The organism is Prosthecobacter sp., assembly GCF_044222345.1.
Classification (GTDB): Bacteria; Verrucomicrobiota; Verrucomicrobiia; order Verrucomicrobiales; family Verrucomicrobiaceae; genus Prosthecobacter.
The window spans coordinates 32,561-50,238 of record NZ_JBGANL010000017.1 but is presented as its reverse complement, the minus strand read 5'-3'; the positions used below and the strand labels follow the sequence as shown (position 1 = coordinate 50,238).

12 protein-coding genes are annotated in these 17,678 nt (G+C 61.5%); 5 read left to right on the top strand and 7 right to left on the bottom strand.

What is annotated here, in order from left to right:
* Nucleotides 1-18: 18 nt before the first annotated feature.
* The gene (locus tag ACILSL_RS11310) at nucleotides 19-1,431 is read right to left on the bottom strand and encodes a Wadjet anti-phage system protein JetA family protein (protein WP_395732137.1); all 1,413 of its coding nucleotides are present in this window, start codon (nucleotides 1,429-1,431) and stop codon (nucleotides 19-21) included.
* A 165-nt stretch (nucleotides 1,432-1,596) separates the two neighbouring features.
* Here ACILSL_RS11310 and ACILSL_RS11305 point away from each other — a divergent pair, with 165 nt between their 5' ends.
* From ACILSL_RS11305 to ACILSL_RS11290, 4 genes are all read left to right on the top strand, one after another.
* On the top strand, nucleotides 1,597-6,702 hold the full coding sequence (locus ACILSL_RS11305) for a DUF1549 domain-containing protein (protein WP_395732136.1): 5,106 nt from the start codon (nucleotides 1,597-1,599) through the stop codon (nucleotides 6,700-6,702).
* Between the two features lie 80 nt (nucleotides 6,703-6,782).
* Complete coding sequence (locus ACILSL_RS11300) at nucleotides 6,783-7,001, top strand: addiction module protein (RefSeq protein ID WP_395732135.1); 219 nt, start codon at nucleotides 6,783-6,785, stop codon at nucleotides 6,999-7,001.
* Nucleotides 6,998-7,309 (top strand): type II toxin-antitoxin system RelE/ParE family toxin, encoded by a 312-nt coding sequence (locus ACILSL_RS11295; RefSeq protein WP_395732134.1) that lies wholly within the window; start codon nucleotides 6,998-7,000, stop codon nucleotides 7,307-7,309. The genes ACILSL_RS11300 and ACILSL_RS11295 overlap by 4 nt, the downstream gene beginning before the upstream one ends.
* Complete coding sequence (locus ACILSL_RS11290; RefSeq protein WP_395732133.1) at nucleotides 7,306-7,977, top strand: esterase/lipase family protein; 672 nt, start codon at nucleotides 7,306-7,308, stop codon at nucleotides 7,975-7,977. Before ACILSL_RS11295 ends, ACILSL_RS11290 begins: the two co-directional genes overlap by 4 nt.
* Here the strand turns inward: ACILSL_RS11290 and ACILSL_RS11285 are convergent.
* The 5 genes from ACILSL_RS11285 to murC all read right to left on the bottom strand — a co-directional run bounded on the left by ACILSL_RS11285 (nucleotide 7,967) and on the right by murC (nucleotide 15,357).
* Nucleotides 7,967-8,359 (bottom strand): endonuclease domain-containing protein, encoded by a 393-nt coding sequence (locus ACILSL_RS11285; protein ID WP_395732132.1) that lies wholly within the window; start codon nucleotides 8,357-8,359, stop codon nucleotides 7,967-7,969. The two genes, ACILSL_RS11290 and ACILSL_RS11285, sit on opposite strands and share 11 nt — an antisense overlap.
* Before the next feature lie 254 nt (nucleotides 8,360-8,613).
* The gene (locus ACILSL_RS11280; RefSeq protein ID WP_395732131.1) at nucleotides 8,614-10,368 is read right to left on the bottom strand and encodes a putative manganese-dependent inorganic diphosphatase; all 1,755 of its coding nucleotides are present in this window, start codon (nucleotides 10,366-10,368) and stop codon (nucleotides 8,614-8,616) included.
* 27 nt (nucleotides 10,369-10,395) lie between these two features.
* A complete protein-coding gene (leuD, locus tag ACILSL_RS11275) occupies nucleotides 10,396-10,992 on the bottom strand; it encodes a 3-isopropylmalate dehydratase small subunit (protein ID WP_395732130.1) in 597 nt (198 codons plus the stop codon).
* Between the two features lie 46 nt (nucleotides 10,993-11,038).
* On the bottom strand, nucleotides 11,039-12,955 hold the full coding sequence (locus tag ACILSL_RS11270; protein ID WP_395732129.1) for an O-antigen ligase family protein: 1,917 nt from the start codon (nucleotides 12,953-12,955) through the stop codon (nucleotides 11,039-11,041).
* A 95-nt stretch (nucleotides 12,956-13,050) separates the two neighbouring features.
* Nucleotides 13,051-15,357 carry a UDP-N-acetylmuramate--L-alanine ligase gene (gene murC, locus ACILSL_RS11265; RefSeq protein ID WP_395732128.1) on the bottom strand — a complete coding sequence of 769 codons (2,307 nt, stop codon included), beginning with the start codon at nucleotides 15,355-15,357 and terminating at the stop codon, nucleotides 13,051-13,053.
* 146 nt (nucleotides 15,358-15,503) lie between these two features.
* Between murC and ACILSL_RS11260 the strand changes: the two genes are divergently transcribed.
* Nucleotides 15,504-16,238, top strand: a complete 735-nt coding sequence (locus ACILSL_RS11260) for a CorA family divalent cation transporter (protein WP_395732127.1) — start codon at nucleotides 15,504-15,506, stop codon at nucleotides 16,236-16,238.
* Between the two features lie 15 nt (nucleotides 16,239-16,253).
* Here the strand turns inward: ACILSL_RS11260 and ACILSL_RS11255 are convergent, their stop codons facing one another.
* Nucleotides 16,254-17,675, bottom strand: a complete 1,422-nt coding sequence (locus ACILSL_RS11255) for a pectate lyase (RefSeq protein ID WP_395732126.1) — start codon at nucleotides 17,673-17,675, stop codon at nucleotides 16,254-16,256.
* Between the last annotated feature and the right edge of the window lie 3 nt (nucleotides 17,676-17,678).

Genomic DNA, 17,678 nt, shown 5'->3' with positions numbered 1-17,678 from the left:
AGGAGCTTGGAGAACAGCTCAACCCTCTCTTGTGATGGCAAATCGCTCAATGCGATGTCCGGCGTGGGTGTCGTGTTCCAGAATATGCGGCTCCAGGCCGTTGCGGCGGCGAAGGCCGTCCACGCTCCAGCGGACGCGCTTGCCGGCGAGGGCGGGGGCGTGCTCGTAAGCAACCACAGCGAGGAGGTCGAGCAGGTCGTCGGTGGTTTCGAGGTGGATGTCTTCGGTGCTGGTGCTGTCTTTTTTCGTTGGGAGGAGTTTCGCGACGAGTCTCGCGGCACGCTGGGGCGTGAGGGCGAGGCGCTGGCGCTCTTTCCATGCGGCGAGGACGTCGTCTTCGCTTTGTTTGACGGCACCGCTTTGGCCGAAGGTGAGATCGACGTGGGCTTTGGTGCGGCGGGGTTTGTAGAGGGATTCGGTGCCGAAGAAGAAGCGGGTCTCGACACAGCGCGGGGCGAAGTCGGCTGGCCTGGCGCCAAGTTCGGAGAAGCGACCGCCGGCGTGGGCGGTGTTGATGGCGTCGCAGTAGGCTTTGATGATCTCGGGGCGGCGGCCGCGCAGCTCAGTCTGGTAGCGGTAGCGCTGCTGGCTGAGGCGGTTGAAGGCGGCCATGCGTAGGTCGATGGCTTCGGCGCGGCGCTTCAGTCCGCCGAGATCGCGGTCCAGGCGCGTGAGCAGGGAGACGGCGAGGTCGTAGGATTCGGAGCTATCGTACCCATAGCTGCGGGCTTGTTCGATGCGCATGAGCAGCCCTCCGCGACGCAGGGCATCGTAGCAGACCATGTGCTGGCCCTGGCCGAACTCTTCGTAAAGGAGACTCAACGTGTCGGCTGCCGTGGCGCTCTGGCGCTGACGCTGCTCGAAGCTGGTGACGATTTTTTCCACGGCATGGAGCTGCTCGATGGCTCGTTCGAGACGCTGGGAGAGATCGGTGACAGTGGAGCGGAGCTGATCGGGCTGCTGGAGCACGGGATCGAGCACGCCGCGCTCCTCCAGCGTCTGGCAGAGGCCGCGCAGGGTGTCGGCGAAGGTTTTGAGCTCCGCGACGCGATCCTCGGCTAGATCCCGCAGCATGCGCAGGAGGGGGCGCAGGCCGGGGGTGATGACGGCCCAGCGCTCATGCAGGCCGAGGGTCTGATCTTCCAGCCAGCCGGCGGCGATGAGGCGGTTGAAAAACTGGCCGGCACGCTGCCGCGCATCGCGCAGGGCGGCACCTTCATCCTCGGAGAGCAGAGAGAGAGGATGGCGGGCGATGACTTCGCGGATGATTTCGTTGGTTTCGCGCTGTGAGAGCCGCCCTGCTTCACCGGCCTCCTCGATCAGCCGGTCTGCGCAATCCACATACACCGGCGCAGAGGGCCGGGCGAGCGGACGGAAAAAATCCGCCGAGACGCTGCGGCTGAGTCGGGTGCTGAGAGATTCGGGGAGCATCGGAGCCCTCCACCATGCGGAGACTTCCCGCCGAGGCAACTGCCCGGTCATTCTCCGCTCTGAGCATGGACGATTCCGCCGTGGGGCGGGCGGGGCGCAAGACGACTCATTGGACCGGCGTTGTGCTGGGCTGCCCTGATTTTGTCAAAAAACGCCTGCCAACCCATGAAGACACGTCTCCTCATTCCTGCACTCTTCCTCGCCGCCGCTGTGCATGCCGCACCGCCGAAGAAGGAGGAGGGCATCGACCCGAACAAGCCGGTCTCTTTCTACAAGCACATCCGCCCGATCTTTCAGGCGCAGTGCAATGGCTGCCATCAGCCGGCGAAGAAAAAGGGCGACTACATCATGACGGAGTTCGTGGCGCTGCTCAAAGGGGGCGAGGAAGGCCACGCGGTGGTGCCCGGCAAACCTGCCGAATCCAACCTGCTGAAGCTCATCAAACCGGACGAAAAGGGCAAGGTGGAGATGCCGCAGAAGGCGGACCCGCTGCATGAAACTCAGATCGCCTTGATCGAACGCTGGATCGCTGAAGGTGCGAAGGATGACACGCCCGCCTCGGCCAAAGCGGAATACGACATGGCCCATCCTCCGGTGTATGTGAAGGCCCCGGCCATCACATCGATCGATTACTCGCCGGACGGCAGCATGATCGCGGTGGCGGGTTATCATGAGGTTCTGGTGCACAAGGCAGATGGCAGCGGCATCGTGGCACGCCTTGTGGGACTTGCGGAACGCATTCAGAAGCTGGCGTGGTCGCCGGATGGGAAGAAGATCGCGCTCACTGGCGGCAGCCCGGCACGCATGGGGGAAATCCAGATCTGGGACGTGGCGGCGAAGAAACTGGAGCTCTCCAAGTCACTGACGTTTGACACGCTGTATGGTGCGAGCTGGTCGCCGGATGGCAAATATCTCGCGTTCGGCTGCGGTGACAACGCGGTGCGTGCCATCGAGGTGGCCACCGGCAAAGAAACGCTCTTCATGGGCGGCCACAGCGACTGGGTGCTGGACACTGTGTGGGGCGTGGATGGCAAGCATGTGGTTTCCTGCGGCCGTGACATGAGCGTGAAGCTCACTGAAGTGGCCACGCAGCGGTTTGTGGACAATGTGACTTCCATCACTCCCGGCGCACTCAAAGGCGGTGTGCAGGTGCTGGCGCGGCATCCGCTGCGCAATGAAGTGCTCATCGGCGGCACGGATGGCGTGCCTGCGATCTACCGCATGGAGCGCATCACGAAGCGTGTCATTGGTGACAACGCGAACCTCATCCGCAAATTCCCCGCGATGCAGGGGCGCATCTTTGGCGTGGATTTCGCACCGGATGGCAAGCGTATCGCGGTGGGCTCCTCCAATGAAGGCGTGGGCGCGGTGAACATCTACTCCAGCGACTACGACAGCACGATGCCTGAGGCGGTGAAGAAGCTCGTCGAAACGGTGAACGGCAAGGGCCCGGAACTGGATGCCTGGGTCACCAAGGACGTGAAGCAGCTCAGCAGCACGGCGGTTCCCTGCGGCATCTTCAGCGTGACCTTCAGCCCCGATGGCAAGAGGGTTGCTGTGGCAGGTCAGGACGGGCAGATTCGTCTGATCGATGCGGCCACCGGCGCCATCGCCCGGGAGTTTGTGTCGGTGCCGTTGGTGAAGGGGCAGGTGCTGGCAGCCACGGATGTGATCGTGGATGACAGCGTGCGTGTGGTGATCGAGAAGGACAACAAGATCGAGACACTGCACACGGGCCCGACGGTTGCCTCCATTGACGTGGAACCCACCACGATCAAAATCGGCAAGCCCACCGAATACGCGCAGCTTCTGGTCACCGCGCGCATGAGCGACGGCACGCGTGCCGACGTGACACGCATGGCCAAGATCACTTCTGAAAACGCTGAAGTCGTGGACGTGAACACGCGGGGCATGGTGCGTCCGGACAAGGATGGAGCGACCAACGTGAAGATCTCCTTCCTCGGCAAGACCGCCAACATTCCGGTGAACGTGAGCGGCATGAACGTGGCGCTCAAACCCGACTACGTACGCGATGTGATGCCCATCATGTCGAAGCTGGGTTGCAATCAAGGCACCTGCCACGGCGCGAAGGAAGGCAAGGCGGGCTTCAAGCTCTCGCTGCGCGGTTATGACCCCGTCTATGATGTGCTCGCCTTTGCGGATGACCTTTCCAGCCGCCGTGCGAACGTCGCCTCGCCGGAGCATTCGCTGATGCTGCTGAAGGCCAGCGGCAGCGTGCCGCATGAAGGGGGCCAGCTCACCGTGCCGGGAGAACTTTACTATGAGTCTCTGAAAGCGTGGATCGGCCAGGGCGCGAAGCTGGACCTGAAGACGCCACGCGTGACCAGCATCGAACTCTCGCCGAAGAATCCGGTCATCGAGCGCATCGGCGGCCGCCAGCAGCTGCGCGTCATCGCGCGCTATGCGGATGGCTATGTCAAAGATGTCACGGCTGAAGCCTTCCTGGAAAGCGGCAATGGCGATGTGATCGAAGCCGACAAGAAGGGGCTCATGACGAGCCTGCGCCGTGGCGAGGCACCGATCCTCGCCCGCTTTGAAGGTGCCTACGCGGCCACCACCATCACGGTGATGGGCGATCGCACGGGCTTTGCCTGGAAGGAGCCGGAGAAGTGGAACAAGATCGACGAACTCGTGGCGCAAAAATGGCAGCGCATGAAGATCGAACCGAGCGGCCTGTGCAGTGACGAGGACTTCCTGCGCCGCATCCATCTGGATCTCACGGGCCTGCCGCCGAAGCCTGAGGAGGTGAACGCCTTCCTGGCTGACAAGCGTGACACCCGCACCAAACGCAGCGAGGTGGTGGACAAGCTCATCGGCAATCCTGATTTCGTCGAGCATTGGGCCAACAAGTGGGCCGACATGCTGCAGGTGAACGCGAAATTCCTCGGTGCGGAAGGTGCCGGTGGTCTGCGCACCTGGATCAAACAGCAGGTGGCGGACAACACGCCGTATGACCGCTTCGCGTATCGTATCATCACCGCCACGGGTTCGAACAAGGACAACCCGCCTGCGGCTTACTTCAAGACGGTGCGCACGGCCGAGGAGATCAGCGAGAACACCACGCACCTCTTCCTGGCGACTCGCTTCAACTGCAACAAGTGCCACGACCATCCCTTCGAACGCTGGACGATGGACCAGTACTATGAAACGGCATCCTACTTCGCGCAGATCGACCTCAAGGGCGATCCTGCCGCGAAGGGGCAGACCATCGGCGGTACGGCTGTTGAAGGCGCGAAGCCGCTGTTTGAAATCGTCTCTGACAAAAAGGATGGAGACGTGTTGCATCTGCGCACCAACAAGCCCGTCGCGCCGCAGGTGCCGTTCGAAACGGAACTCGTCAGCAAGACTGCAAGCACACGCCGTGAGCAGTTTGCCACCTGGATGACCAGCCCGCAGAACGACTACTTTGCCATGAGCTATGCCAACCGTATCTGGGGCTACCTCACCGGCACGGGCGTGATCGAACCGCTGGACGACATCCGTGCTGGCAATCCGCCAAGCAATCCTGAGCTGCTGCAATACCTGACGAACGAATTTGTGCAGAGCGGCTTCAACGTGCGGCACCTGATGAAGATCATCGCCAACAGCCGCACGTACAATCTGAGCCTGGCCACCAACAAGTGGAACGAGGACGACAAGACGAACTACAGCCACGCCAAGGCGCGCCGCCTGCCTGCCGAGGTGCTGTTTGACTCCGTCTTTGCCGTGACCGGCAGCATGCCGAACATCCCGGGCATGCCGAAAGGCACTCGCGCTGCCGCTTTGGCGGATGGGCAGGTCAAGCTGCAGGACGGCTTCCTGGCCAACTTCGGCAAACCCGCTCGCGAGTCCGTGTGCGAGTGCGAACGCAGCAATGAGGTGAATCTCGGACCGGTCATGGCCCTGATGAGCGGCCCGACGGTGGGCGATGCCATCAGCGACCCGGGCAATGCGATTGCCAAACTCACCAGCGAGATCAAAGACGACCGCCAGCTCGTGGATGCCATCTTCCTGCGCATCCTCAACAGCCATGCAAGCGAGAAGGAAATCAACGCCGTCCTGGCCTCCATGCAGGAGCTTGATCCAGAGAACAAGCAGCTCGCCGCTGCGCTGCAGGCCAAGGAGGCAGAGCAGAAGCCAATCATTGCCAAAGCCGAGCAGGAGCGTCTTGCCGCCATTGATGCCGCGAAGAAAGAACTCGAAGCCTACAAGGTCAGGATGGCTCCTGAGATCGCCAAAAAAGAAGCTGCACGCAAGGCTGCGATCACCGCTGCTGAAGCCAAGGTGAAGACCGTGCAGGACACCGCCGCTGCGAATCAGCCTGCGTGGGAAAACTACCTGGACCTCACCACAGAATGGCAGCCGTTTGACAACATCAAGGTGCAGCGTGCCGCAGGCGTGGAGAAACTCGAAGTGCAGCCGGATGGCAGCCTCTTTGCCACCGCGCTGCCCGCAGGCCGTGAAACCGCCGGCAACTACATGCTCATCGGCAAAACGACGCTGACCAACATCACGGCCATCAAGCTGGAGATGCTGCCTGATGACCGCCTGCCCAGCAACGGCCCCGGCCTCGCGCCCGATGGCAACTTTGTGCTCGGCGAATTCACCGTTCGCACGGACCCGATGGACGCCAAGCGCAACAAGCGCGGTGGTGAAGAGCAGTTGCTGAAAAATCCGAAGGCTGACTTCGAGCAGACCAACTTTGCCGTCACCGAAGCTCTCAAGAAAGGCAATCGTGATCGCGGCTGGGCTGTGAGCCCTCAGGGTGGTTTCCGCCATGAGGCCATCTTTGAATTTGCCAAGCCCATCGCCCATGACGGCGGCTCGCAGTTCAGCATCGTGATGACCTCCAACTTTCAGAACGGCAAATACAATCCGGGCCGTTTCCGCCTGTGGGTCAGCACCAGCCCCACGGTCCGCTTTGGCACACCGGCTGCTGTCGCCGCCGCGTTGAAGACTCCTGCTGCGGCGCGCAAGCCCGAACAAAAGACACTGCTGACCCAGCACTTCCTCAATCAGTTCAAGGATTACCAGACGCAGAAGAAGGTGCTCGCCAATGCCCGCAGGCCGCTGCCGGTGGATGCGCAGCTCGTGGCGCTGGAAACCAAGCACACCGACAGCCAGAAGCCGATCGTGCTCGATCCCAAGCTGGTGCAGCTTCGGCGTGACGCTGGGCTGAGCCAGAGTCAGCTCGGCAACAAGCGGCTGACGGCTGCGCAGGATCTGGCCTGGGCGCTGATCAATTCACCGGCGTTCTTGTTTAATCACTGAGGCTGGGCAGTCCAACGTAGCTTTGTTGTGCGCCACCGTCGGGGATTGACTCGACGGCATCGGCATTATAGTTTCCAGTCATGATCGTCGAACGTTTTCCAGGACTCGCGCAGTTGCCCGACGAGGACAAAATGACTCTCATGGCCGAGCTTTGGAAGGATGTCATGGACGACGCGCCGGATGACAATCCTGCGTTGGCCGAATTTGTAGAACAGCGTTGGCAGGAATATCAGCAGCATCCCGATCAAGTGTCCCCTTGGAGTGATGTCAAAGCTCGTATCCTGGCTTCTCGTGCATGAAACGAGAGATCGTCTGGACGTGGGCTGCCGAGGCCGACATGCAGCGTTTCTTTGACGAAGCCGAAGACTTCCAAGAAGGAAAGGGTGTGGAATTGCTGACTCAGGTCGAAACAGCCTCAGCTTTGCTGACTCAATTTCCACGCATGGCTCCAAGCTGGAGGTTTCCAGTTCGGCGTCTCATGATAAGGCGGCGTAAAATCGCCTTGTTTTATGTCCCAGAATCGCGGGGTGTTGTCATCATCGGAGTGGCTGACATTCGGCGTGATCCTGATGAATGGTGGAATGAACTCCGCAGCCGAATGCCATGAAGAACGGTCAATCAAGCACTCCCACCCCCACCGTCGTCCTCATACACGGACTCGGCCGTTCGCGGCGCAGCATGTGGCTGGTGGGACTGTGGTTGAAGTTTTGCGGGTATCGGGTGAAGAGCATCGGCTATCCCTCTCACCGCAGTTCCATTGCGGATGCGGTGCAGAAATATATCAATCCGGCGCTGGAGCGGCTGGAGATCGAGGAGGGCTCTAGAGTGCATTTTGTGACGCATTCGCTCGGGGGCATTGTGTTTCGGGCTTGGGCGGCGCAGCGTGATCCGGCGTTTCCGCTGGGTCGTGCGGTGCTGCTGGCACCGCCGAACCAGGGCAGCCAGATCATTGATGAACTGGGCCAGTGGCGCTGGGTACGCTGGCTGCTGGGGCCGGTGTCAGCGGAGCTGGGTACGGATGCCGCCAGCACGCCGAACACGCTGGGGTCGCTGCCGCCTGAGACGGGTGTCATCATGGGAAACAAGGATACTCTGCCGATTTTCCGACGCCTGCTGGGTGCGGAATCGGATGGTGTGGTGACGATTGCCAGCTCGCACGGAGAGGGCGAGGCGGACCATGTGCTGCTGCCGACGAATCATGCCACGATCATCCTGCAGCCCGCGGTTTTCAGGGCGGTGAACCGGTTTTTGAAGACGGGGAGTTTTAAGGAGTGAAGGAGGTTCGATCCCAGATCACGTTCATGACGCCGTCGGTATTCTGCATCATTTCGTCATTCGTGAACCGCAATGTCTCGATGCCTTGGGATCGCAAAAATGCTTCTCTGGCTTTGTCGTGCTGCTTTCCTTCGGTGGTGTTGTGCTGTCCGCCATCCAGTTCGATTGCGAGCTTCAAATCCGCGCAGTAGAAATCAAGGACATAAGGCACCCGCGGGTGCTGGCGGCGGAACTTGCGTTTATTCACGCGGCGGTTCCGCAGGCAGGCCCAAAGAAGAGCTTCAGGGTCGGTTGCGTCTTGGCGGAGTTTGCGGGCGAACTCGATGAGGTGGAGGCGTTCTCCGGTGATCTCATAATGAATTTTTTCGAGTCGCGTGAGCATGGGGGACTACATCATAAGGTGCAAGAGGGCGTCAAGGATGCTTTGGGCGGCCCCTCACCCGGCCTCTCCCCGAAGTTCATCTTGGTGCGGCGCACTCAGGGGCGGGGAGAGGGGGATGCGTTGTGGCTCCGACTCGCTTTCATAATGGTCTAACGCGTATCTCCTCTCCCCGCCCCGAACGTCGATGTTGTTTAAAGACAAACTTCGGGGAGAGGCTGGGTGAGGGGTAACATTCCGATCACGTCAGCCACACCTCACGGTGCCGCCAGCTTCGTCACCACGTGGCTCATGTACGGGAAGAGCTGTTTTTTGCGGCTCACGACGCCGGCCATGTCGTAGACGTGCTCCTTGGCCTGCGGGTAGTCGATGGCGTCGATGACGCGCTGGTCTCCGGCCACCAGCAGGACGCTGTGGTGGCGGGTGATGTCGGTGACCATGAGGCAGGCGAAGTGGAGATTGTGCTTGGTGAGCAGGGACTGCAGCGCGCCTTGGAGGTCGGCTTCGCGCTTCCAGAATTCGTCGAGGCCGAGCTCTTCGATCTGGGAGATGCTGATGTGCCAGCCGTTTTCCTCGAAGACTTTGCGGTCGCTTTCCAGCGCGCGGTCAGGGGTGTTCTCGCGCAGCATGGAGCCGGCGGCGAAGAAGTCTTTGACGAACTGCGCGCTGTCGATGCCGCCGATGCCGCTGAGCCACTCCAGGATCTCCTTGTCCGTGTTCGTCGTCGTCGGGCTGGTGAGGTGCAGTGTGTCGGAGATGATGCCGGCGCAGAGGCAGATCGCCGTGGCCTTGTCTGGAGCGGCATCCCGCATGCGGTACATGATGCCCACGATGGTGCAGCTGCTGCCCACAGGCTCATTGATGAAACGGATCGGCTCCTTGGTGCGCAGATTGCCGCTGAGGCGGTGATGGTCGATCACCTCGATGATTTCAGCCTCATCGGCACCGGCCACGGCCTGGGCAAATTCATTGTGATCCACCAGCACGAGCTTCATGCGCGGCAGGTCAATGAGATCCGACTTGGAAAAGACGCCCAGCAGCTTCTGTGTTTCTTCATCCACCACCGGAAACAGCGGCTGGCTGGAATGCTGCGCTGCAGGGACGATTTCACGGATCGGCGTGCGTGAGCCAAAGGAAAGAAACTCATGCGTCAGCGCCTCGCCGATGGGGCGCGAGAAACGCAGCAACTGTGAGGTGCTGGCGGTGTCGTAGGGGGAATAAATGATGGCGACACCCTGCTGTGCGGCCCGTGTCAGAATGCTGGAGGTGGCTTTGAACTTGCCGGTGATGATGAGGCAGCGCGCATTCATCTTGATCGCCAGTTCGTGAATCTCCGGGCGGTCGCCCGTGATCATCACAAGGCGGTTTGCCGGGAACTGCTGGGTGCGTTTGTACGTGGTCTCCAGGCTGGATGCTGCGACGACGAGAACGAAATCCTGAATTGTTTCCAGATCGGCGGCGGCACCGCCAAGGATGCCGTCGAGAGCATTGACAATGTTCAGCAGGCTGCTGCGGACTTCACGATTGGCCTGGTCCGTTTTGTCGTTTGTCTGCGCCGGCAGAAAGAGCTGCGCGAGCTCCTGAATGGCTGGCATGCCGAGCAGGCGGCCTTCGTCATCGACGATGGGGATGCTGCGGAAGTTGTGATCCATCATCATCCGATACACGGAGAGGAAGGTCTGGCTCGGACTGGCGGTGAAGACATCACGCCGACAGATGGAGGCGGCGGTGGGCCGGACATCGAGCAGGAGCTTGGGGCCGGGAACGCCTGCGGTTTGCAGCACCCAGTTGGTGCGCACGCTCAGCTCGCCGCAGCAGGCGGCCTCCGCCTTCATGCCGCGGACATCCCGCAAAAAGGCTGCGTAGCCGATGGCGGAGCAAATGGCGTCCGTATCGGGATTACGATGCCCGATCACGTGGATCGTGTCCGGAGAGGTGGCCGGACGCAAAGCCGAGGAAATGCGGACGATCAGCGACGAATGATCCGTCGCGGCTGTTTGAGTAGCGGCCATGCGTCAGGCGGTGAAGAGGGGACAAGCTCAGGCAAAACCCAGTGCCGTGATGCGGGCATGCACGGCGTCCTTGTTCTCAAGAAGTTCGGCGATGGGGTCCCACTTGCCGGTGGTCAGCGCTTCGAGCGCCGTCCCTGGCAGGGTGATGGCGAATTCCTGGTCTTCGAAGAACACCTTGCCGGCGGCGACGTCGATGGTGACTTCGAGCTTCGGGTTGCGCTCGATCTCATTGGCCAGCACACGGATGTCTGCAGCGCTCGCGCACACGCAGGGGATGCCCAGCGTGGTGCAGTTGCCGAAGAAGATTTCCGCGAAGCTTTCGGCGATCACGGCACGGATGCCGAAGCGATAGAGGGCCTGGGGGGCGTGCTCACGGGAGCTGCCGCAGCCGAAATTGGTGCCGGAGAGCAGGATGTTGGCGCCTTTGAAGCGAGGATCGTCAAGGGGGTGGCCGGTGGGCTTGCCGTCTTTGTCGAAACGCACGTCGTAAAAGGCGAATTCGCCGAGTCCGTCAAAGGTCACGCATTTCATGAAGCGTGCCGGGATGATGCGGTCAGTGTCGATGTCCGAGCCAGGAACGTAAACGCCGCTGCCGGTAACTTGGGTGATTTTTGCGAGTGCCATGAGGGGTGCGACAGTAACGGAATTCGGCGTGAGGGCAATGCACATCTCAGCGTCCTTGCTGCTGGATCAGGGCGGCCCGTGCCTGATCGGCCTCCAGGGCGGTCTGGCGCAGGAGTTCGCGGTAGCTGTCCAGCCAGTTGGTGGTGCCTTCGGGGTTCAGCGCCTTCGCTTTTCCGGCCCAGAGGTAGGCAAATTCAGCCTCCTGATAGCGTTTCATGCGGTGATAGTGCATGCCCAGGGCCAGGCGGGGCTCCTCGTAGAGCGGGGCGAGGGTCAGCGCCCGCTGGATGGCCTGAAACGCGGCGTCGTTTTTGCCTGCGGCATCCAGGGCATCCGCCAGGGCGAGCTGGTAGAGGTAATTGTAGGGATTGAGCGTCGTCGCCCGGGTGAGTTCTTTCAGCGAGGCGTCCACCGTGCGGAGGTAGGCATCCTTGGTCATCTTGGAATGGATCGAGTCCATCAAGGCCACCCCGTGCTGATAGGCCAGCACAGCGTTGCGTGGGTCCAGGAGCACTGCACGAGCGAAATGACCCAGGGCGTTCCCGGTTTCGCCACGACGGATTTGGACTCGGGCATAGGCCGCATAGCCATCTGCCGTGCCGAAGATCGCCGCGGCAGCCAGCAGCGCGGCGGAGGCTGCGAGCATGGCGATTTTCATGAGGAAGCGCAGCCCCCGGATGCGGCGGGCTTTGAATACTTCGCTCTCGATCCCGGGATTGGCGAGCAGTCCGAGGAGGATGGCACCGATCAGGGCCGTGATCGGGATATGCCCCTGAAATTCAAACACCGCCTGCACCAGAGTGGCCAGCAGTGCGGTGATGCCGCCGAGGGTGAGCGCCAGCGCATTGCTGCCGAGCATGCCGGTGGCCGGAAACTTTTCCAGGGTGAACCAGCGCAGGAAACGCAGGCCGTTCAGCAAGTGTGCCAGCACCACCAGCAGCACCAGCGCGAGCCCGGCCCAGCCGTAATCCGCCAGCGTCTGCAGGTATTCGTTGTGGGCAAAGAGCGCATCTCCCATGTGCGGCGAAGAATCCGGATCCCGATGCGTGATGCTGCCTTCGTAAAACATGCGTGATCCCACGCCAGTCAACGGTGACTCGGCATTTTGTGCCAGCGCGGCGCGCCAGATGTTCACGCGCATGTCCTCGCCCAGCGGGCTCGTCAGCTGCCGTCTGACCATGGATTCCTCATTAACCTTGTAGAGCGCGCCGCCCGCAGCACCGCCCACCAGCAGCAGGGCGATGATCAGCCATTTGAAGAGCGACCGCTTGGTCCGCCATACAATCCACAGCGTGAGCAGCACAAACACTCCACCGCCGACGCCGAGTCCCAGCATTGCCGCCCGGCTGGCGGTGAGGGCCACTCCTGCGAGCATCGAAAGAATGGCAAAACCCAGCAGCAACCGCGAGGCAATATGGATGCGCGCAAACAGCATCACCCCTGCCGAAAGGAAGGCCGTGAAGGACAGGAACGCGGCGAGGTGATTGGGGTTGTTGAAGAAGCCGCCGATGCGTCCGGGAGGAAAGGACCGTGAGAAATACGGCACCAGATGGAAGTCCCAGCGCCCTTTGAAATTCAGCCAGCCGGCGGTCAGATTTCCCGCCACCAGCACCAGCAGAACAGAGACAATGGCAAGACGCCATTTCGAGTCGCTGACGGCGGTCACCGTCAACAAGTAGGCCACGAAACCCGCCAGCAGCACGGCCGCATCCTCCCGCGCATACACCTCCACGGGTGAGACCCACGCCCGCCAGCCCACGTAGCCTGCGAGCATGAGCACGGTGAGCAAACACCAGTCACTCGGCTGAAAACTCACGCGCAGCTTCCAGCGCAGGACGGCGGTCAAGCCTGCCAGGCCCAGCAGCAGACATCCCGGCCAAAAGAAGAGCAGCCGGGTTTCCGTGCCGAGCAGTCCGGTCACGAACAGGCCGAGGAGAAAGAGAATGAAGGCGAGTTTCTGCATGTCAAAAGACCGCCCGCAGACGGAACAAGCGGGAACTGAACACCGATTCTCAGGGATTGGACACTGAAAAAAGCGTCTGAGTTGTCAGACTGTTGTCAGAGAGGCAGGGGCTGGTCTTCGCCGATAACTTTCACTTCCATCTCCAGAGTGACGCCGCGTTCGTGCATGGCGGTGTCTTTGATCTGGGCCACGAGGTCGAGGACTTCGCGGGCGGTGGCGCCGCCTTGGTTGACGATGAAATTGGCGTGGACGTCGCTGACGACGGCCTTGCCAACACTGCGGCCTTTCAGGGCGAGATCGTCGATGAGTTTGCCTGCGCCGCAGAGTTCGGGATTCTTGAAGGTGCAGCCGGCGCTGGCACCGACGGGCTGGGAGGTGCGGCGTTTTTGGTGGGAGGCGGCGAGCTTGGTGTCGATCTCGGCCTGCGGGGCAGGGGTGCCTTTGAACACGGCGGAGACGACGTAGCGCTCTTCAAATTCGGGCGCGCTGCGGTAGTGGTGGGTGATCTCGGCCAGGGGCTTTTCTTTGATGCTGCCGTCGGTGTCGATGAAGCGCACGCTGACGATTTGGTCGAAGGTTTCGGAGCCCATCGCACCGGCGTTCATGCGGATGGCACCACCGAGATTGCCTGGGATGCCTTCCATCCATTCAAAGCCGCCCAGGCCGGCATTGCGGGCGGCGCTGGCGATCTTTTTGAGCCGTGCTCCGGCTCCGGCGGTGATGAGGTCGCCATTCACGGTCACGTTTTCAAAGTCGCCTTTGGTGTGAATCACTGCGCCGCGGATGCCGCCGTCTTTGACGAGCAGGTTGGAGCCACGGCCGATGACGCGGATGGGGATCGAGGCGGAGCGCAGGTAGCGCACCACTTCGGCGAAGGAGGCCTCGTTGCGGGGCTCGATCCAGTACTGCGCGGGGCCGCCGATGAGCCAGGTCGTGTGGCGGTTCATGGGCTCGTACAGACGTGCCACACCGCCGCCGTTGGCGTCCAAGATGGCGCAGAGTTTTTCGAGCACGGGCAGGTCGCGGGCGATGCCGCGGCCGACTTCATGCACATTGCCTGCGCCGAGGGTGATGAGCAGATCACCTGGGCGGAGGGCGTTGCCCACCTTGTCGCGCGCGATGGGCATGGTGGGTGTGCTGCCGGTCTTGGTGTGATCGTTTTGCAGCTTCACCTCTTCGAGAATGGTCTCGCCGCTGACGCCTGGAAGGGGCTTTTCGCTGGCGGGGTAGACGTCGGTCACGAACAGCTCATCCACATCGTCAAAGCTGGCGCCGAACTCCTTTTTCAAGAGCTGCGTGCGGCTGTAGCGATGGGGTTGGAAGAGGCACACGATGCGTTTCGCGTTCAGGCCTTTGGCGGTGGCCAGAGTGGCGGCGATCTCGCTGGGGTGATGACCGTAGTCGTCCACGACAGTGAATCGCTCGCCGCTGTGGCGGATTTCGAAACGGCGCTTGGCACCCCGGAAGGTGCGCAGCGCGCGCTGGATGGCCTCAAAAGTGACGCCGCATCGGGTGGCGAGGGCGATGGCCGCGAGCGCGTTGCTGACGTTGTGCTTACCGGGAATGCCGAGCGTGGCCGTGCCGAGCAGCTGATCTTTTTGATACACCTCGAACTCGGAATGATCCGGCTTCATCGAGAGGATGTTGGCCGAGAAATCGTGGTCGCGGCTCCAGCCATAGCTCACGCCCTGGGGCCCGGCACAGACTTCACTGGCCACGGGATCTTCGGCGCAGTACACCCAGTGGGTGCGTGTCTGGCTGAGGACCTGGCGGAAGACGGTCTTGATGGCCTCGATGCCGTCATAGAAATCGAGATGCTCAGGCTCGATGTTCAGCACGATGGCGTGCTCGGGGTGGAAATTGACCAGCGTGCCATCGCTTTCATCCCCTTCGGCCACAAAGAGCTCGCCCTCGGTGTCCCAGTGCGCGTTGGAGCCAAGGATGGGGATTTCCGCACCGACGTAGTGGCTCGGTTTCAGACCGCCCTGGCGCAGCACATGCGCGGTGAGGGCGGAGGTGGTTGTTTTGCCATGCGTGCCGCAGACGACGACGCCTTTCTTGTTGGCCATCACGGCGGCCAGCGCCTCGGCGCGGCGGATGAGCGGAATGCCCTGCTTGTAGGCCGCTTCATAAGCCACATTGCCGGGCTTGATGGCGCTGGAGTAGATGACCATGTCGCAGTCTTCGACTTCTTTTTCCGTGTGGCCGTGGAAGAACTGCAGGCCGAGCTTTTGCAGGCGGTCCGTCTCCACCGTTGTCGCCTTGTCGGAACCGCTGACCTTGTGTCCGAGACCCAGCAGCAGGAGCGCCAGCCCGCTCATGCCTGAACCCGCGACCCCGATAAGGTCGATGCGCATGGGGTGACGGCTTTCTTTGAGGAGGCTGAGGACGGCGTGGGTCATGATGGGATGAGCGCGGAAGCTAGGCCGTGATTCGCGCGGGGGCAAGAAGGGGACTTCTCGGAGCCTGAAATCTTGGCCGCTTTTTGTCATCGCCTCCACGAGCGGGGTCTGCTCTCATGGTGGCGGGATTAAAAATATTCCCAATCATGAAACCAGACATTCAAATCATTCCGAAACTTTGGACCACCATCCCGGAGGCCATTCGCAACCGGGTGGGGCGTGAGGCCGGGACGCAGCGTGCGATCTATGAGGAGGAGCACCTGCTCATCATCCTTCATCAACTGCCCGGACCCGATGAGCTTGACCGGCGGCCGGCGTTGTTCTGGCGGCAGCCGGATGGCAGCTGGAAATCCAGCCCGGAAAGCGGCGGCAGCCTGGCGCTGCAAAACCATCTGACAGCCTATGTGGCGCGGCTGGATGAACTGGACAAGCAGGAGCACGCTGCACAGACCGCCGTCGAGTACCACAAGGTGCTGGAAGCCATCGCCCCGGTGCTGCGCAGCTCGCGCGGCCTGCATCGTGCACTGCAGCAGGCGCGTGAGTTTGTGAAAGCAGACCGCGACGTGATCAATCTGCGAGATCAGGGGGCAAGCGTGGAGCGCACGGCGGAGCTGCTGCTGCAGGACGCGCAGTTTGGCCTGAACTTCACGGTGGCGAAACAGGCCGAGGCGCAGGCGCAAAGCGCGAAGATCATGGCGAACACCTCGCATCGCCTGAATGTGATGGCGGCCCTGTTTCTGCCGCTCACCGCGCTGACGGGCCTGTTCAGCATGTATGTGCGGGCGGATGTGGCCGACACGCCGACGAACTTCTGGCTGATCGCGGCGGCGGGTGTGATTATCGGACTGGTGATGAGCGCGTTTGTGGTGGCCAGGCGGTGACAACCATCTGGCTGGCTACTCCCCGCTCTTCTTTCGCGCCTCCAAGTAATTCGTCATGGCGTTCATGTGTTTGACGAATTCAGCGCAATCGATTTCATCGTTCTTCATCCAGCTGCCTTCGCTGTCGAGAGATTCAGCGGCTTTTTTGGCTTTGGAGCTGGCAGCTTTGGCGCGGCTGGCCCATTCCTTGGGCGTTTGTGGACCGGCGCGGTTGGTTTGAAGTTCTTCGCGGCTTTTGGCGAGCTGCTTCTTGAAGTTGTCGAGATTGCTCTGCTGGCTGACTTTAAAGGAGTAATGCGTGGGCATGTTGCTGTCGTCATAGGTCAGGACGTAGGTGTCCTTGACGAAGAAGAGGGGCTTGTTGGTGTGCAGTTCGTAAAAGCGTGCGTGGGTGCCGTCGGGGAGTTTTGAGCGTTCAAACCAGGCGAGGGCGGGCTGGATGGGCTTGAGGTATTTGTCATCTCCCGTGACGACCCAGAGCTGATGGAGTACTTCCATGGCACCGAGGCTTTCGTTGCCGGTGACGGATGGTGGCTCGAATTTGCGCGCCCAGACGGGGTGCATGTCGCGGTCATACTGCTGGGCCCAGACGGGCTGCGGTTCGGGCATTTGGGCCAGCAGGAAGAACTCGCCAAGTTTCTTGAGGGCGGTGAGGTAGCGCTCGTCCTTTTCGAGATCGTAGGCACGGAACAGCACCCGGGCGATCTGCTGCAGGTTGTCATCGTTCAGCGTGTAGAAGCTGGTGTATTTGATGGCGGGAAAGGTGCGGCTCCATGTTTCGGGATAGCTGGCTTTGAGCACCGGAGCGGTCGGGTCCGCCGGGCCGGAGAACTGCTGCGGCCAGGCGCCGATGGGGGCCTGGGCGGCGAGCAGGGCGTCGAAGGCGAACTTGGTGCAGCGCTTCAATTCGGCATCGTCTTTGCAGGCGGGCTCATGGACCATTTCGAGGAGGAAGAGCAGCGCGGACTCGGTCTTGTTATCGTCAAGCGTGGTGTTGTTGCGGCGTTTGCCGGGCTCCTTGTCTCCGGCGTCGAGGTCGCTGCGCAGGTGGTATTTTTTGGCCTTCTCAGGATCGAAATCGAAGTCGCTGTCCCAGCCACCGGAGGCGAGCTGGCATTTGAGCAGTGCCTTGGCGGCATCTTTGGCTGCAGTGAGGAAAAGGTCATCGCCGGTGGCCTGATAGGCGCGCAGCATCACCAGGCCCATCGTCGTGGTGCCCGGCGGCTGGATGGAGATGATCGTGGATGATTTGGCGTGCTCGACTTCGCCGATCTTGCCTTCCTTGTCATAGGAGGAGGCATAGCCGCCTTCGCGTGCGAGATGGGTGTGGGCGTAGGTGACGGCCTTCTTCATGGCCGCCGTGATGACGGCGGGATCAGGCAGATCTGCGGCGAGAGCGAACGACGAGGAGAGGGCGAGAAAAAGAAGCGGACGCATGGC

Excerpts from the sequence above, each read along its gene's own strand:
- ACILSL_RS11310 (WP_395732137.1), bottom strand. The coding sequence starts at position 1,431 with ATGCTCCCCGAATCTCTCAGCACCCGACTCAGCCGCAGCGTCTCGGCG.
- ACILSL_RS11305 (WP_395732136.1), top strand. The coding sequence starts at position 1,597 with ATGAAGACACGTCTCCTCATTCCTGCACTCTTCCTCGCCGCCGCTGTG.
- ACILSL_RS11300 (WP_395732135.1), top strand. The coding sequence starts at position 6,783 with ATGATCGTCGAACGTTTTCCAGGACTCGCGCAGTTGCCCGACGAGGAC.
- ACILSL_RS11295 (WP_395732134.1), top strand. The coding sequence starts at position 6,998 with ATGAAACGAGAGATCGTCTGGACGTGGGCTGCCGAGGCCGACATGCAG.
- ACILSL_RS11290 (WP_395732133.1), top strand. The coding sequence starts at position 7,306 with ATGAAGAACGGTCAATCAAGCACTCCCACCCCCACCGTCGTCCTCATA.
- ACILSL_RS11285 (WP_395732132.1), bottom strand. The coding sequence starts at position 8,359 with ATGCTCACGCGACTCGAAAAAATTCATTATGAGATCACCGGAGAACGC.
- ACILSL_RS11280 (WP_395732131.1), bottom strand. The coding sequence starts at position 10,368 with ATGGCCGCTACTCAAACAGCCGCGACGGATCATTCGTCGCTGATCGTC.
- leuD (WP_395732130.1), bottom strand. The coding sequence starts at position 10,992 with ATGGCACTCGCAAAAATCACCCAAGTTACCGGCAGCGGCGTTTACGTT.
- ACILSL_RS11270 (WP_395732129.1), bottom strand. The coding sequence starts at position 12,955 with ATGCAGAAACTCGCCTTCATTCTCTTTCTCCTCGGCCTGTTCGTGACC.
- murC (WP_395732128.1), bottom strand. The coding sequence starts at position 15,357 with ATGACCCACGCCGTCCTCAGCCTCCTCAAAGAAAGCCGTCACCCCATG.
- ACILSL_RS11260 (WP_395732127.1), top strand. The coding sequence starts at position 15,504 with ATGAAACCAGACATTCAAATCATTCCGAAACTTTGGACCACCATCCCG.
- ACILSL_RS11255 (WP_395732126.1), bottom strand. The coding sequence starts at position 17,675 with ATGCGTCCGCTTCTTTTTCTCGCCCTCTCCTCGTCGTTCGCTCTCGCC.